This is a genomic window from Catalinimonas alkaloidigena (genome assembly GCF_029504655.1).
Classification (GTDB): domain Bacteria; phylum Bacteroidota; class Bacteroidia; order Cytophagales; family Cyclobacteriaceae; genus Catalinimonas; species Catalinimonas alkaloidigena.
Map to the genome: position 1 here is coordinate 5,001 of NZ_JAQFIL010000001.1, position 16,204 is coordinate 21,204.

General features: G+C 42.1%; 12 protein-coding genes and 2 rRNA genes (1 of these 14 running past the window's edge). 13 read left to right on the top strand and 1 reads right to left on the bottom strand.

Annotated features, from left to right (window positions below):
* The 5 genes from OKW21_RS00025 to OKW21_RS00040 form a co-directional block, all read left to right on the top strand.
* A 23S ribosomal RNA gene (locus OKW21_RS00025) occupies nt 1-757 on the top strand (it extends 2,140 nt beyond the left edge of the window).
* 246 nt (nt 758-1,003) lie between these two features.
* A 5S ribosomal RNA gene (gene rrf / locus OKW21_RS00030) occupies nt 1,004-1,112 on the top strand.
* 206 nt (nt 1,113-1,318) lie between these two features.
* The gene (locus OKW21_RS00035; protein ID WP_277476278.1) at nt 1,319-1,681 is read left to right on the top strand and encodes an ISAon1 family transposase N-terminal region protein; all 363 of its coding nucleotides are present in this window, start codon (nt 1,319-1,321) and stop codon (nt 1,679-1,681) included.
* A 61-nt stretch (nt 1,682-1,742) separates the two neighbouring features.
* A complete protein-coding gene (locus tag OKW21_RS32660) occupies nt 1,743-2,051 on the top strand; it encodes a transposase (protein WP_420870092.1) in 309 nt (102 codons plus the stop codon).
* Nucleotides 2,024-2,656 carry an ISAon1 family transposase gene (locus OKW21_RS00040; RefSeq protein ID WP_420870093.1) on the top strand — a complete coding sequence of 211 codons (633 nt, stop codon included), beginning with the start codon at nt 2,024-2,026 and terminating at the stop codon, nt 2,654-2,656. Before OKW21_RS32660 ends, OKW21_RS00040 begins: the two co-directional genes overlap by 28 nt.
* 282 nt (nt 2,657-2,938) lie before the next feature.
* Here OKW21_RS00040 and OKW21_RS00045 read toward each other — a convergent pair whose 3' ends face one another.
* Nucleotides 2,939-4,762: an ABC transporter ATP-binding protein gene (locus tag OKW21_RS00045; RefSeq protein ID WP_277476280.1), complete on the bottom strand. Its 1,824-nt coding sequence runs from the start codon at nt 4,760-4,762 to the stop codon at nt 2,939-2,941.
* A gap of 164 nt (nt 4,763-4,926) precedes the next feature.
* Here OKW21_RS00045 and OKW21_RS00050 point away from each other — a divergent pair, with 164 nt between their 5' ends.
* The 8 genes from OKW21_RS00050 (at nt 4,927) to OKW21_RS00085 (ending at nt 16,196) form a co-directional block, all read left to right on the top strand.
* The gene (locus OKW21_RS00050; RefSeq protein ID WP_277476281.1) at nt 4,927-5,907 is read left to right on the top strand and encodes an SDR family NAD(P)-dependent oxidoreductase; all 981 of its coding nucleotides are present in this window, start codon (nt 4,927-4,929) and stop codon (nt 5,905-5,907) included.
* 119 nt (nt 5,908-6,026) lie between these two features.
* Nucleotides 6,027-7,436: a tetratricopeptide repeat protein gene (locus OKW21_RS00055; protein ID WP_277476282.1), complete on the top strand. Its 1,410-nt coding sequence runs from the start codon at nt 6,027-6,029 to the stop codon at nt 7,434-7,436.
* A gap of 10 nt (nt 7,437-7,446) precedes the next feature.
* A complete protein-coding gene (locus OKW21_RS00060) occupies nt 7,447-8,211 on the top strand; it encodes a phosphosulfolactate synthase (protein ID WP_277476283.1) in 765 nt (254 codons plus the stop codon).
* A gap of 62 nt (nt 8,212-8,273) precedes the next feature.
* On the top strand, nt 8,274-9,224 hold the full coding sequence (locus OKW21_RS00065) for a polyprenyl-phosphate transporter (RefSeq protein WP_277476284.1): 951 nt from the start codon (nt 8,274-8,276) through the stop codon (nt 9,222-9,224).
* A 32-nt stretch (nt 9,225-9,256) separates the two neighbouring features.
* A complete protein-coding gene (locus tag OKW21_RS00070) occupies nt 9,257-10,246 on the top strand; it encodes an AAA family ATPase (RefSeq protein WP_277476286.1) in 990 nt (329 codons plus the stop codon).
* A 197-nt stretch (nt 10,247-10,443) separates the two neighbouring features.
* Nucleotides 10,444-12,126 (top strand): IPT/TIG domain-containing protein, encoded by a 1,683-nt coding sequence (locus tag OKW21_RS00075; RefSeq protein ID WP_277476288.1) that lies wholly within the window; start codon nt 10,444-10,446, stop codon nt 12,124-12,126.
* Nucleotides 12,127-12,225: 99 nt separating this feature from the next.
* The gene (locus OKW21_RS00080; RefSeq protein ID WP_277476289.1) at nt 12,226-15,135 is read left to right on the top strand and encodes a TonB-dependent receptor; all 2,910 of its coding nucleotides are present in this window, start codon (nt 12,226-12,228) and stop codon (nt 15,133-15,135) included.
* Between the two features lie 119 nt (nt 15,136-15,254).
* Nucleotides 15,255-16,196, top strand: a complete 942-nt coding sequence (locus OKW21_RS00085; RefSeq protein ID WP_277476290.1) for a TIGR01777 family oxidoreductase — start codon at nt 15,255-15,257, stop codon at nt 16,194-16,196.
* Nucleotides 16,197-16,204 lie beyond the last annotated feature (8 nt).

A 16,204-nucleotide genomic window follows, 5' to 3' on the forward strand; every position in this document is an offset into this window, starting at 1 on the left:
TAGGCGGGAGTCTAGGAAGCGGTGTCGCCAGGCATCGTGGAGACAACCTTGAAATACCGCCCTTCTTTTATCTAGTGCCTAACCCTATCTGGGGACAGTGTGTGGTGGGTAGTTTGACTGGGGTGGTCGCCTCCTAAAAGGTAACGGAGGCTTCCCAAGGTGCCCTCAATGCCGTCGGTAACGGCATGTGGAGTGCAATAGCATAAGGGCGCTTGACTGTGAGACCTACAAGTCGAGCAGGGACGAAAGTCGGGTATAGTGATCCGGTGGTTCCGCATGGAAGGGCCATCGCTCAAAGGATAAAAGGTACTCTGGGGATAACAGGCTGATCTCCCCCAAGAGCTCACATCGACGGGGAGGTTTGGCACCTCGATGTCGGCTCGTCACATCCTGGGGCTGGAGAAGGTCCCAAGGGTTGGGCTGTTCGCCCATTAAAGTGGCACGCGAGCTGGGTTCAGAACGTCGTGAGACAGTTCGGTCCCTATCTGTGGTGGGCGTAGAAAGCTTGAGAAGTTCTGACCTTAGTACGAGAGGACCGGGTTGGACGAACCGCTGGTGTGCCGGTTGTGGTGCCTACTGCACCGCCGGGTAGCTACGTTCGGAAAGGATAAGCGCTGAAAGCATCTAAGCGCGAAACCTTCTTCAAGATGAGGCTTTCCTTGAGGGTCGTGATAGACGATCACGTTGATAGGTGGCAGGTGCAAGTGTAGAAATATATGTAGCTGAGCCATACTAATTACCCAATAGTCTTTCTGTGCACAGATTAATCTAAGTTTACATCTCTCTTACATATCTCATGTCAATATGATATTGATCGTTAAAAGTGAAAGCTTGAAAGTTGAGCAGTATAAAAGCTGTAACTTGAAACTATAAGCATTCACCTTTAACCAAAATCTCAGGATGGCTCTAGCGCCGGGGATCAGTTGAAAGCAACCCCTGCTCTTCCCATTCCAAACACTTCATAAGCTCAATAGGAGTTATGATAATAAAGTATTTAAGATCTTAGGGTGGCTCTAGCGCCGGGGATCACCTCTTCCCATTCCGAACAGAGAAGTTAAGCCCGGCAGCGCCAATGGTACTGCATTCCGCGGGAGAGTAGGTCGCCGCCTTTCTATTATTATTGCCCCTTTCTTGCTTAGAAAAGGGCAATCAAAGCTAAGCCTTACTACTGAAGTAGTAAGGCTTTTTTTTTGCTTATATGCTTATATGCTTATATGCTTATATCTAACATCTCATCTATCTCTTTCATTATAGTGGATCAAGCTTAAAAGTTGTGGGGTAAGTTGTTAGGGTATAATTTAGCCGTCAAAAAGAATCATTGGATAAAGCTATCATTTCTTTGTTTCTACCGGATGGGATGCTTGACTATTTTGAAGTTACTTCAGTAGAAAAGACAGAAGAGAGCTACACTATTAGTTTAGCAGAGAAGAACCAGCATCCGGAGGAATATGCAGGTGAGAACCTCATCTCCAAAGGCTATTTTGCAGAAATTACTGTAAAAGATTTTCCCATACGCGGTAAAGCCTGCTATCTGAAAGTAAAACGCAGAAGGTGGTGGAATGAAGATACAGGAAAGGTAGTTTTTAGAAACTGGGAATTGGTGGCTCAGGGCACGCGAATGACTATGGAATTCGCGTCTTTTTTAAAAGCATTGCATCGATACCACACCGGTAAGCTGTAAAAGCTTAGGCAACTACTTCCATATAAACGGCAAGTTATTAGAAGAGCAATATGCTGCTCATTTGAGTGACTACAGGCATTGGGATCAGTTAGAGCATGCCGAGGATTATGTTGTTTTTCCTGAGAATGTTGGTGAATATATCACTATTGATGAAACAGCAGTTTCACAGGGTGAACTTTACACAGTGATCACCAACAAAGCGGCCAGGGGGAATAAAGGCTGCCTTATTGCAATGATCAAGGGTACTAACAGTGAACGAGTAAAGTCTATCCTGCTTAGAAAGATCCCATTAGAAAAAAGGAGGCTGGTCAAAGAAGTCACCTTAGACATGGCGGCCATTCCATGGGGGCCAGTATGGAACAGATCGTGACTAAGACATTTACCAAAGCTGTTTTAGTCACCGATCGTTTTCATGTGCAAAAACTGGCTTATGAAGCAGTTCAGGAAATGAGGATAGCTTATCGCTGGGAAGCTATTGAGCAAGAGAACCAAGAAATGGAATTGAGCAAAGAAGTAGGCAGAACCTTCGTTGCCAACAGGTTAGAAAATGGTGATACTCCTAAACAACTACTGGTCAGGAGCAGGTACCTGCTCTTCAAGGACAAAAGCAAATGGACGTCTTCCCAAGTCCACAGGGCAGAAATCCTGTTCAAACTCTATCCACAGCTTGAGCAAGCTTATGAATTAGCTCAAAAGCTAGGACATATATACCAAAACACTAAAGAGAAAGGTGTCGCTTTCACCAGACTGGCCAGATGGTATGATCAGGTAGAAAAAGCTGGCTTTAAATCTTTCAATACAGTCTCTAGAACCATTCAGCAACACTATAAAACTATCTTAAACTTCTTTGATAGAAGAAGTACTAATGCTGCTGCTGAATCTTTCAATGCCAAAATCAAAGCTTTCAGGTCACAGTTCAGAGGGGTGAGAAACATTAGCTTCTTCCTCTACAGACTTTCCAAAATCTATGCTTAGTACTACTGTCCCCCAGATTTGTTGCTTGATCCATTATAGTGCTATCCATGAACATGAAACTGAGTTATGACAGGGCTGGCTTGGTTGTATGTTTATTTCCAAAAGCTCTTAAGGTACAATGTTGAACCTCATGTAATAGAGTGGAGCATTGCGTAGACAAGAAAATCAAATAGAAAAAACTTTTATAGTGTACTTGAGTTAGTTAGTCAAATAAGAATGTAGTAAGCCAGACTATCATTAGTATGGCTAAAAAATAATGCTGTTAACATTCACAACACCATGTTAATCTTCCTGTAGTTGTAGTTTTACAAGATTACTGTAATCTCCTTGAAGGGTATTTAATTGTTCATGCGTACCTTGCTCTACAATTTCGCCACCTTTGAGGACATAAATCCTGTCCACTTTTTTGATGGTAGCTAATCGATGCGCTATAATAATCGTAGTGCGATTTTCCATAAGGCGGTCAAGTGCCTGCTGGACAAGATGTTCTGATTCAGCATCTAATGAGCTGGTGGCTTCATCTAATATCAGAATTTCCGGATTCTTTAAAATAGCCCTGGCGATAGCCACTCTTTGTCTTTGTCCACCGGATAGTTTGACCCCTCGCTCTCCAACTTTAGTGTGATAACCTTCAGGAAATCCTTCTATGAAGTCGTGAGCGTTAGCTTTTTGAGCTGCAAGACGGACCTCTTCAAGGGAAGCTCCAGGTCTGCCATACATAATGTTTTCTTTAATACTTCCCCCAAACAAAATCACTTCCTGAGGGACGATTCCGATATGTTTGCGAAATTCCAGAAGATCATAAGCGCTGATATTTTGCCCATCAACCATAATTTTCCCCTGGTCAACATCATAATATCTGAGTAGCAATTGAGTAATTGTAGATTTACCCGCCCCACTATGCCCGACCAATGCTATTTTTTCACCTTTATTAATTTGAAAGCTAATATCTGTAAGTACTTGAACATCATTACGTGTAGGATATGAAAAAGCTACATTTTTAAATGCTATGCTACCTTGAATTACAGGGTCAGGTTTAGCCTTATAATATTGAGTTGGGTCTAACTCTTCTTGTTGATTCAGTATATCAAGCACCCGTTCAGAAGCACCTACAGCTTTTTGAATCTGTCCGTACAAATCACCCAAGCCTGCAATGGAACCACCGATTAAAGTAGTGTAAAGTATAAATGAAATTAGCTCCCCTATGGTAATATCACCTTGTTCTACTAAAGATGCACCGTACCATATTACTGCGACGATACCGCCAAAAAGTACAAAAATGACAAACGAAATAAATAAACCCCGATAAACAGCTGCTTTCAGCGCAATACTTACCACTGAAGTAAGAGCACTATTGTATTTTTTAATTTCAAAAAGCTCACTGGTGAAGGATTTTACTGCTTGTATTGCTTGAAGCGTTTCTTCTACGATAACATTAGTGTCAGCAAGTTGATCCTGTGTATTTTTAGATAGCTCACGAATTTTTCTGCCAAATAAAATAGATAGAATGACCAATACCGGGAAAGTAGCTAGCATAAATGCCGTAAGCTTGGGGGCCATCAGTGAAATGACAATGATACCAATAAAGAGCGTAGCAAATTGTCTTAAAAACTCCGCCAGCGTAGTGGAAAAAGTGTTCTGAAGTAGAGATACGTCGGAAGTAATTCGGCTAATAATTTCTCCGGTACGGTGTTGGTCATAAAAAGTCATTGGCAATGACATCAATTTACTGTACAAAGTCAGCCTAATATCTGCCATGGACTTTTCATTTACCTGGGCAAAAAAGTATACTCTAATGAAAGAGAAAATACTCTGAATCAAAAAAATACCCAACAGGGTGAGTGCAATCATATCTATGCTTTCACCGATCCAGGAAGTGTTACCGGACGCAACATCTATCAGTTCACCAGAAGCTAAGGGGAAGGTAAGCAGGGTCAGGCTGGAGAAAACCAGACTGACAATGCCTATTGTGAACTGCCATCTGTACGGCACTATAAATTTATAGATACCTAAAAGGCTCTGAAAACTTTTCTTGTTAAGTTTTACTTTTTTGGTCTTATCATCAGCAATAGTATCTACTGCCTGATGAGTATCCTTGTCTGCCATGTGCTAAAAAGAAATTGAAATACTTAAGCGCTAAAATAAAGAGAAATATACGATACAGCAGCTTCTTGTAAAAGTGTCATAAAACCTGAACAAACTACCAGCCGGGTAATTAAGCAGGGAAGCTGTATATTTGTTGGACTCATAAGAAAAGAAAATATTTTGACATGGTATTAGTTACGGGTGCCAATGGACTCATAGGCAGTTTTATTTGCAGAAAGCTTCTGGCAGAAGGATACATTATCAAGGCATTGAAAAGGGAGCATTCTGACCTGAAACTTCTGGAAGATATACAACAACAAATTACATGGGTCACTGGAGATTTGTTACAAGTAGGGGAGATGAAGGAGTATTTAGAGGGAGTGGAGCAGGTTGTTCATTGTGCAGCGATTGTTTCTTACGATAGCAAACATGAAGATCTGATGCGACGTGTAAATGTAGAGAGCACAGCTAATCTGGTTAATGCCTCTCTCCAGTCAGGAATAAAATGCTTCTTACATGTAAGTTCAGTGGCCTCAATAGGTAAAGATAAAAGTGCTGATATAAGTACAGAAGAAACCCAGTGGACGGATGGAGAAAAAAACACAGCCTATGCCCGCAGCAAACATCAAGCAGAATTGGAGGTTTGGAGAGCTTACGCGGAAGGTTTAAATACCGTGATCATTAACCCCTCCCTAGTATTAGGACCAGGCGATTGGGACAAAAGTAGCACGCAGGTATTTAAATACGTTTGGGAAGAAAACCGCTTTTATACAGAAGGAAAAGTAAACTATGTAGATGTCCGAGACGTAGCAGAAGTAGCAGTTCGACTATTGGGTTCAGAAATTAGAGGAGAACGCTTTATTATCAGTGCCGGTAGTGTGAGCTACAAAGAACTTTTTGAAACAATAGCCAGAGGGTTTGGCAAGCGGCCACCCCATATCAAAGTGAAAGGACTTATGATTAAGCTGGCTGTAATAATGGATAAAGTGAGAACAACACTAAGTAGGGGAACTCCTTTAGTCACTGATGAGATAGAGCAAATTTCTAAGAATCAACATACGTATGATAATGCTAAAATTAAGCAGGTATTAGATATAGAATTTACAGATTTTGAAAATACAGTCCGCTGGTGTTGCCGGCAACTAAAACCTGAAAGCATGGCCTGAGATAGTGCATTTAAAGAACTAAAGAACAGTTGGCGATGGTTGAAGTATTATATATATTTAAAGCAGGTCATCTGTAAATGGCACTCTTTACAGATGATTATTTTTCGATAACAACATGAATGTCAAGATGTATGGGAGAAAACTATAAAAGAAGAGAGGATGGTAATCAGCTGGCGGCGTGGTTTGAGGAGCAGAAGCAGAACAATGCCACGCAGTTTTTTGACTTAAATGTTTATATTGACCTTATTGACCACTATCTGCAGACAGACGATAATTCAAAAGCGTTGGACGTCTGTCATATGGGAACTGAACAATATCCCTACTCTGCTGAGCTACTCATGAACAAAGCTCAGATTCTTACCAATCTGGAAGAGTACGAAGAAGCCTTGGAGGCAATAGACAAAGCTTCTAACCTTCAGCCTAATGATACTGAGATACTAATGCTTAAAGGTAATATCCTTACCTACTCAGGGAGACATCAGGAAGCCATCCATGAATTTGAACATTTACTCAGCTTCAGTGCTGAGAAAGATGAGATATATTACAACATGGGGCTTGTCTATCAAAACGCTGCGGAATATGGTAAGGCGATAGATTGTTATAAACAGGCTATTGAACAAAATATTCATCATGAAGATGCTATGTATGAGCTGGCGTTCTGCCTTGATATGACTGGTGAACTGGAAGATAGTCTGGGGTACTACGAACGGTTCATTAACCAGGACCCCTACTCTCAGCATGCCTGGTACAATATGGGAATTGTATATAATAAGCTGGGTGAATATGATAAGGCAGTACAGGCTTATGAGTATGCCGTAGCCATTGACGAGCAGTTTTCATCTGCTTATTTCAATTTGGGTAATGCTCGGATGAACCTTAAGCAGTATCAAAAAGCGGTAGACGCTTATCTGCAAACCCATAAAATTGAAGGAGCCAGTCCCGAAACTTACTGTTATTTAGGAGGAGCTTACGAAAAGCTTAATCAGTACGAAAAAGCAATCAAATATTACCATAAGTCTGCTAAGCTGGACTATCTGTACGATGAAGCTTGGTTCGGCATAGGGTCGTCACTCAGCAAGCAGCAAAAATGGATGGAAGCAGTACATTTCTTCAATAAGGCTATCAAAATCAATGGTGATAATGCGCAGTACTGGCTGAAACTGGCTGAAGCTGAATATCAGGTGGGAAATATTGTCTCTTGTATGGATGCCTATCAGGAGGCTAGCCTGATAGACCCTGAAAACGTAGAAGTATGGCTGGACTGGTCTAATGTATATTATGAACAGGGAGATTATGAAAAAGCCTTAGAGCTAATAATTGACGGGATAGATGAGCTCCCAGAACAGGTAGATCTCTACTATTATGCTACCGCTTACCTTATTTGTGCCGGTAAATTCCGCGAAGCGTTTAATTTTCTGGAAAATGCTTTAACTTTGGATTTTGACAGACATGAAATTCTGTATGAGTTCTTTCCAAGGTTAGAAACTCAAAAAGCATTGTTTAAAATCATAGATCAGTACAGAAAATAAATCTTTTTTAATGAATTATACGCTAAGTCAGGTTCCTGAGCGGACACTGAAGCCCAGAGTTTATGGCTATACCATGGCAATGGACAAAGGTTTGAGTTTAAGAGAAGTAGAAGACTTTATTAGTGTAGCTGGTGAGTACGTAGATATAGTTAAACTCGGGTGGGGTACTTCTTTTGTCACCCCCAATTTACAGGAAAAAATCAAGATTTATCACGACGCTCAAATTCCAGTTTATTTTGGTGGCACCCTCTTTGAAGCATTTGCTATAAGAAGTCAGTTTGATGATTACCGTAAGATACTGGATAAGTACGGAGTATCATTTGCTGAAGTATCAGATGGCTCTGTAGATATGGAGCATGGACAAAAGTGTGAATATATCAGTAAGCTGGCAGAGCAGGTAACTGTACTTTCGGAAGTAGGCTCTAAAGATGCTGCCAAGATTATGCCTCCTTATAAATGGATAGAGTTAATGCAGGCAGAGTTGGAGGCTGGCGCCTGGAAAGTAATTGGTGAGGCTCGTGAGGGAGGTAATGTTGGCCTGTTTCGTTCCAGCGGAGAAGTCAGGTCAGGATTAGTAGAAGAAATATTGACCAAAATCCCTTTTGAAAAAATTATATGGGAGGCACCCCAAAAGGAGCAGCAGGTCTGGTTTATTAAGCTATTAGGGGCCAATGTGAATGTAGGAAATATTGCTCCTAACGAAGTTATTCCTCTGGAGACAATACGTTTAGGGCTGAGAGGCGATACCTTTAATCATTTTCTGGAACAGAAATAAATACCTGTTGAGCAAGAACTTTTCAACTTTGCTCAGATGACCATTTCATGCCCTAAAAAATCATGCAAAGACTCAGAAATTATATACAGCTTTTCTTGAAAGGTGTAGCTATGGGCGGTGCCGATGTGGTGCCTGGCGTATCAGGCGGTACTATCGCATTTATCACAGGTATTTATGGCACCCTGCTTGACTCAATCAAGTCATTTAATCTGGAAGCCATACAGCTCTTGCTGAAGTTTAAAATCAAGCCATTGTGGGAGCATGTGAACGGAAGTTTTCTGCTTACACTGCTGAGTGGCATTGCGCTAAGCATTATTACCTTAGCCCAGCTAATTCATATTTTTCTGGAAAACTACCCTATTCAGTTATGGTCGTTTTTCTTTGGGCTGGTGATTATAGCAGCAGTATCGGTATCCAGGGAGATTAAAAATTGGAGTGTAGGCGTTATTATAGCAGGAGGACTAGGTATAGTGATAGCCTTTATCATCACCTTGGCTACTCCTGCCGAAACCCCCACTGCAAGTTGGTTTGTGTTCCTGTCAGGTGCAGTAGCCATCTGTGCAATGATATTGCCTGGCATCTCCGGAAGTTTTATCTTACTTATCTTAGGCAAGTATGCTTACATCCTGGAAGCAGTGAATGAAAGAGATTTGGGAGTAATTGCAATCTTTGGAGTAGGTTGTATTATAGGGCTTTTAAGCTTTGCCCGCATCATTTCGTGGTTACTTCACAAATTTCATGATGTAGCAGTAGCCCTCTTAGCAGGTTTTATGATAGGCTCCTTAAACAAAATATGGCCCTGGAAAGAAGTAGTACAGACAAGAGTTAACAGCAAAGGCGAAGAGGTTCCTTTTATTACCGAAAACGTATTGCCCGGAGAGTACTTAGAAGCAACATCAATGGACCCCTTGCTTTGGCAGGCGCTGCTTTTTATGCTGCTTGGCATAGGCATTGTCGTCTTTTTGGAGCAATTTGCTACCCGAAGGAGCCGCAAAATAACATCTGCATCATAATTTGATTTATAGATAAAACTACCTTTTTAGCAATGGATAAAGCAACTGACGAAGCACTTAAGCAAGAATATCAGAGCAAAATACAACAGGTTTTTACTGAAGTAAAAAAAGTAGTAGTAGGACAGGAGTATATGGTAAACCGTCTGCTGATTGGCTTATTTACGCAGGGGCATATTTTGCTGGAAGGTGTTCCTGGTCTTGCCAAGACGCTCACTGTAAATACCCTGGCTAAAGTGCTGCATCTTAATTTCCAGCGCATACAGTTCACTCCTGATCTCTTGCCTGCCGACCTGATCGGTACAATGATATATAACCAGCAGAAGGCTAATTTTGAGGTAAAGAAAGGCCCAATATTCGCCAATCTGATTCTGGCCGATGAGGTTAACCGCTCTCCTGCTAAGGTACAGTCAGCTTTGCTGGAAGCTATGCAGGAAAAGCAGGTAACCATCGGAGAGACTACTTATCCTCTGGATCGTCCCTTCTTGGTGCTGGCTACGCAAAACCCGGTAGAGCAGGAAGGAACCTATCCTTTGCCTGAAGCACAGGTAGACCGTTTTATGATGAAGGTACATGTAGACTACCCTTCTAAAGAAAATGAGCTGGAAGTGATGCGCCGTATGTCTAATATGTCATTTAGCGGCGATCTTCAATCTGTGCTTACCAAAGAAGATGTATTCGCCATTCGTGATGAAATCAATTCGGTAAGTATCTCTGATTCGCTGGAGAAATATATCGTTGAGCTGGTATTTGCTACCCGTTTTCCCGGGCAATACAATATGCAGGATATCGCTAGTTACATTCAGTTTGGCGCTTCTCCGCGAGCCAGTATCAATCTTAATATTGCTGCCAAAGCTATTGCCTTCTTTGACCAGCGCGATTATGTATTGCCGGAAGATATCAAAGAGGTAGCACATGATGTGTTTAACCACCGTATTCTGCTCAACTATGAGGCAGAAGCAGATGGTGTTAGTACTTCGGACATCATCAAGAAGATTCTTCAGAAAGTGCCTATCAACCGATAGTTGAATATTAGTCAACATATGTGTATTATGAGTAAACTCCTGTGAATCAGGAGTTTTCTTGTTTTATGTGTTAACAATAAATTAACATCAATTCTTTATCATTAATGATTTGTTAACATTTCGGTCGTGATAGGTTAATACTAGATATTGAATTTTGCAGGTGAAATTTTTAGCAAGAAACACTACAAAATTCAATTATGAAGAAATTATCGCTAACCCTACTATTAACCCTCGGCCTGATGGCCACATTTTTTACATCTTGTGATGATGAAGATGATCCGGATCCGGATACTACCCCATCCATCACCAGCACTTCTCCTAGCAGTGGACCAGAAGGAACGACTGTAACGATTTCAGGTTCTAATTTTGGGGATAGTCCAAGTGTAAGCTTTGGAAGCACCAGTGCTACAGTATCCAGTTCCACCACTAGTTCAATTACTACCACAGTTCCCAGTGGGTTATCTGTCGGTGATGTAGACGTAACTGTTACTGCCGGAGGTGAAACTTCTAATGCCGTTACTTTTGAAGTAACTGAAGGTGATACTGAAGGTCCTGCTACAGTATATATCACAGATGATGACCTGGTAGCTGGTGAAACGTATGAGTGGACAGCTGACAATGAGTATTTTCTGACTGGACTTGTGTATGTAGAAGATGGCGCGGTCCTGAATATTGAAGAAGGTACTACTGTACGCTTTACTGCAGAGACAGGTAATGACAATACCTCTGCACTAATTATTAGCCAGGGAGCTCAGATTCAGGCAGTGGGTACAGCAGAAAACCCAATCATATTTACTTCTGAAGCCGATACAGTTAATGCTGGTTTAACACCATTTGACTTCGGACAATGGGGTGGTTTGATTCTACTGGGACGTGCGCCTACAGAAAAAGGTGGGGCAACTTCTAACATAGCCATTGAAGGTATTTCATCGGATGAATCTCGTGGTGTGTATGGAGGCGACCAGCCGGATGACAACTCAGGTACGCTGCAATATGTATCTATTCGTTATAGCGGAGTAGGTATTGCTGCCAATAGTGAAATTCAGGGACTGACGCTGGGTGGAGTTGGAAGTGGTACAACCATTGACCATGTGGATATCTATTCCAGTGGAGATGATGGTGTAGAGATATTTGGAGGCACCGTAGATATCAGCCATGTGAGTGTAGCCTTTGCTACAGATGACGCCTTTGACTTTGACGAAGGCTGGAGAGGCAACGGACAGTTCTTGTTCGCTATTCAGCTAGAAGGAAGCGATGAAGCATATGATCAAGTTGGAGAGTGGGATGGAGCTAATCCAGATGATGCCAGTTTATTTGCCGCTCCTAACCTTTTCAATGCTACGCTAATTGGCCCTGGGCAAAGTGCTACAGGTGCTCAACGTGGGCTATTGCTTCGTGATGCTTTCGCAGGAAAGCTTGGAAATTCTATCATGGAAGATTTTCCGGGAGTTGCTCTTCAGGTGGAAGATCGTGAAGGAGATGAAAATGACTCTTACGGAAGATTGGTAACCGCTACTGCTGATGGATACCAGCTAGAGATACTTAATAACACTTTTGCAGTATTTGGAGGCGCAACTGACTTAGCCAGTTTGGTAGAGGCCACAAGTGGGGAAGATGAAGGTTACACCGCTCAAACTGAGGCTGTAGTGGCTGAATTAACAAATAACAACAATGTATTCTCTGCTGATGCCGTATTAAGCGGAATCAGCCGTATTACTGATGGCGGGCTTGATCCTCGTCCTGCTGCAACTACTGATGCTACAGTTACTGTTCCGGAAGGACTGGAGCAGGTTGACTATCGCGGCGCGTTTGTGCCTGGTGAAGCTACCTGGCTGTCTGGTTGGTCTACCCTGTCTCAGTTAGGATATTTAGTTGATTAATACATCCAAGAATAATCTCAAACTACAATGAGAAGGAGGACCGCCATTCAGGTGGTGGTCCTTTTACTCTCCCTAAGATTCCATTTCAATTAAATAGTTATGAAAACAAATCTAATCAGTGCTTTCTTGATTTGCATGATTGCGGGCTTACAGACTGTATGGGCACAGAGTACAGGTACCGTAAGTGGACAGATCATAGATGCACAAACCGGTGAAGAATTAATTGGAGCCACCGTCCAGTTAGAAGGCTCCTCCACTGGAACAGTTACCGATATCAGTGGTAATTATCAGCTTAAATTAGATCCGGGTACTTATACCCTGGTAGTCAGCTATGTATCCTATGCCAGCCAAAAGATTGAAGGTGTAGAAGTAATAGCTAGTCAGAATCAATCGTTGGATGTTGCTCTTCAAGAAGAAAATACAGAGTTGCAGGAAGTAGTAGTCACTGCGCAGGCCATCAGAGATAATGATGTAGCATTGCTTAAAATACAAAAGAATGCCTTGGCAGTACAGGATGGAATCTCTTCCAAAGAAATGGCACAATTAGGTAGTTCTAATGCTGCGGAATCAATCAAGCAGGTAACAGGCGCCTCTATAGAAGATGGTAAATATGTAGTCATGCGAGGTTTGGGAGACCGTTATTCTATTTCTCAGCTTAATGGAGTGACCTTACCGAGTACCGACCCCTATCGTAACAGTACAAGCCTGGACCTGATTCCCTCAGATGTAGTAGAAAATATGGTGACTGTAAAAACATTTACGCCTGACCAACCCGGAAACTTTACCGGGGGTAAAGTAGATATTACGACCAAGTCACTACCTGAGGAGTTCTTTTTCAATTTTGGGCTTTCTGCCACATACAATACCAAATCATCATTTATCAACAACTTTCTTACTGATGGAGCTGAAGGAGAATTGGATTTTCTTGGCTACGATGATGGTACCCGTGCATTACCTGATGCATTTACCCAGCACCGCGAAAGAATTGGCAATCCTGCATTGGCAGGTGGCTTAGAGAGAGCCGGAAGAGCACCTGCCAATCAGGAACAAAGAGACATTATTGAACAAACCTCTAATGCTTTTGAAACGCCCTTTCTGGCAACCCAACAATCAGTACCTCTCAATCATGGGGTTGATATCTCAGTGGGGAATAGAACAACATTATTTGGAAAAAATTTAGGTTATAGCGCAGCAATCAGCTACGATAAGTCTTATACCTTTTATGATGATGGAACGTATGGCTTGTATTTTGACGCAGGTACAGAGGAATTACGAAATGAACAGTCTTATGATGTTGTGAATGGTGATGAAAATACCCAATTAGGAGGTATCATTAGCATTGCATATCAGTTTTCTCCTAATCATGAAATTACTTTAGAAAACCTCTATAACCATGACAACCTGGTAAATGCCCGCACCTATAATGGCTATTGGCAGTCTTTCCGGGGAGGTACCAACTTTGAAGACCGTATCGTTTCTTTCCAGGAAAGAGAATTAAATAATACCCAGCTACGAGGCAGACATTTCTTTAAGGATTTCCTTAACGGCGCGAAATTGGAGTGGACCGCAGGCTATGCCTTGTCCACGCAGGAAGAACCCGATATCAGACTGGCCGGTTTCGGTGTGCCTGGTTATAACAGAGGATACTCACTTAATCAATCGGAAATAGGTATTTTACCTTCCCGTATCTACAGAAATCTGGAAGACAACCAACTTAATGGTAAGGTAGATATTACTATCCCTCTTTCCCAGGAGCAAAGCGATAACCAGCTGAAGTTCGGAGGATATTACTCAAATAAACAAAGGGATTTTAGAGAGGACTTTGTTTCAATAGTCTCTCAAAATCAAAATTTATATAATCCTGATTTTACTACTTTCTCAGAGGCAGGAGAAGATGATGACATCTCAGATTTCTTCGCTTTAAATAATTTTGGGTTAGTCAACACCCCAGAAAGCACAGGTACAGGCTTTTACGGATTTGGAAATTACTATGCAGACCAGACTTTCTCGGGCAATATTTATGAAGGGACCGAAGAGATTTGGGCTACCTATCTGATGGCTGCTTATAATGTTACCAACAGCTTGAAGCTTATAGGTGGAGCGCGCGTAGAGTCTACAGATTTTACTGCAGAAGCATCTAATGGACGTACGGGTGGAATTGAGCAACTGGATGTTTTGCCGGCATTGAGCGCAATTTATAAGTTAAATGATAATTCAAATTTAAGAGCGGCGGCGAGCCAGACCTTGGCAAGACCTAATTTAAGAGAGATTTCCCCTTTTGTATCATACAGTGGTATTTCTGTTCCTATATATACTGGAAATCCTGATCTGGAGCGCACATTGGTCCAAAACCTGGATCTGCGCTATGAGATATACCCTAATGCAGGCGAACTATTCGCAGTGAGTGTATATTACAAAAACTTTGATAATCCTATCGTACTACAACTTACACCTACCACCACTACTCCGGAGATCCGTCCCGTAAATGTAGATAATGGTAGGGTACTTGGTGCGGAAGTTGAGTTTCGTAAATCACTCGGATTTATCTCTGCAGCTCTGCAAAACTTACGTTTTTCTGTAAATGCCAGTTTTATCAATTCTGAGGCTGATCGTACTGATGAAGAGAAACAGGTGATTGCTAATGCTGACAGGCCAAATCTTGAAGAGACTCGTCCTTTTCAAGGACAGTCACCTTATATCGTAAATGCAGCCTTGTTTTACACTCATCCGGAGACAGGATGGGAAAGTGCGCTGTCATTCAATATTTGGGGAGAAAGACTTGCTTTTGCTACTCAGGCGCTTGACCCAGATGTGTATGACCAGACTAGACCAGCCTTAAATTATACTTTGTCAAAGCGTATTGGTGAAAGCTACTCTATTGGTTTTAAAGCTGAAAATTTACTTAATCCAAAGTATGAGCAGGCTTATGATTATAGCGGTAAACCTGTATACCAGTCATATCAATTGGGTCGTTCCTTCTCACTAAGCGTTTCATATAGCATCAATTAAAAGAACCAATGTAGGAATTCAACCAAAAGCGGCCATAGTGCCGCTTTTTTTGTGCTTATCCGAGTATGAACATAATAATGTGAGCGTCGTTTTTAATATTCAACTATAAATGATTTAATATGAGCAAGAACGTACTCATTACCGGAGGTACAGGCATGATCGGCAGCAGGCTTACACCTATGTTACAGGAAGAAGGCTATGAGGTCAGTCACCTCAGCCGATCCCGACCGGATCGTTCCCGATCGGGTCGTTCCCAAAAAGAGAATGAGCCAGTAAAAACCTATGTGTGGGATATTCAGAAGAAAGAAATAGAACCCGAAGCTGTAAAACAAGCTGACTATATCATCCACCTGGCGGGGGCAGGGATTGCTGATAGCCGCTGGACAGATAGCCGTAAGCAAATTATTGTCAAAAGCCGTACTGAAACCACTCGCCTCCTGCACGATACTTTGGCCCAATTGGGAGAACATAAGGTAAAGGCTTTTTTATCTGCCTCAGGAATTTCTATTTATGGTGCTGATACCGGAAGTACAGAAATCTATGAAAGCAGTCCCAAAAGCGATGAGTTTATCGCAGATGTGGTGAAGCAATGGGAGGCTTCAGTAGATGAGATCTCCCGGCTCAACATCCGTACCGTAAAGCTCAGAACGGGTGTGGTCCTCAGTATGAAGGGGGGCGCGCTACCCAAGATTGTACAACCCATCAAATTGGGAGCGGGAGCACCGCTGGGTAGCGGTCAGCAGTATATGAGCTGGATTCATATAGACGATATCTGCCGTATGTATATACATGCGCTGGAAAACGAAACAGTAGAGGGTGTTTACAATGCTGTAGCCCCCCGCCCCGTTACTAACAAAGAACTCACACAAACCGCCGCTAAAATATTACACAGACCACTCTTCCTTCCCAATGTTCCCGCTTTTGCACTCAGGCTTGCTTTTGGCGAAATGGCATCAATTGTGTTAGGAGGTAATAAGCTCTCTAACCAAAAAATAGAAAGTACCGGATTTGACTTCAGGTATAAAAGAGTAGAAGCTGCGCTGACCGACCTTTTGAAGTAAAATTAAGA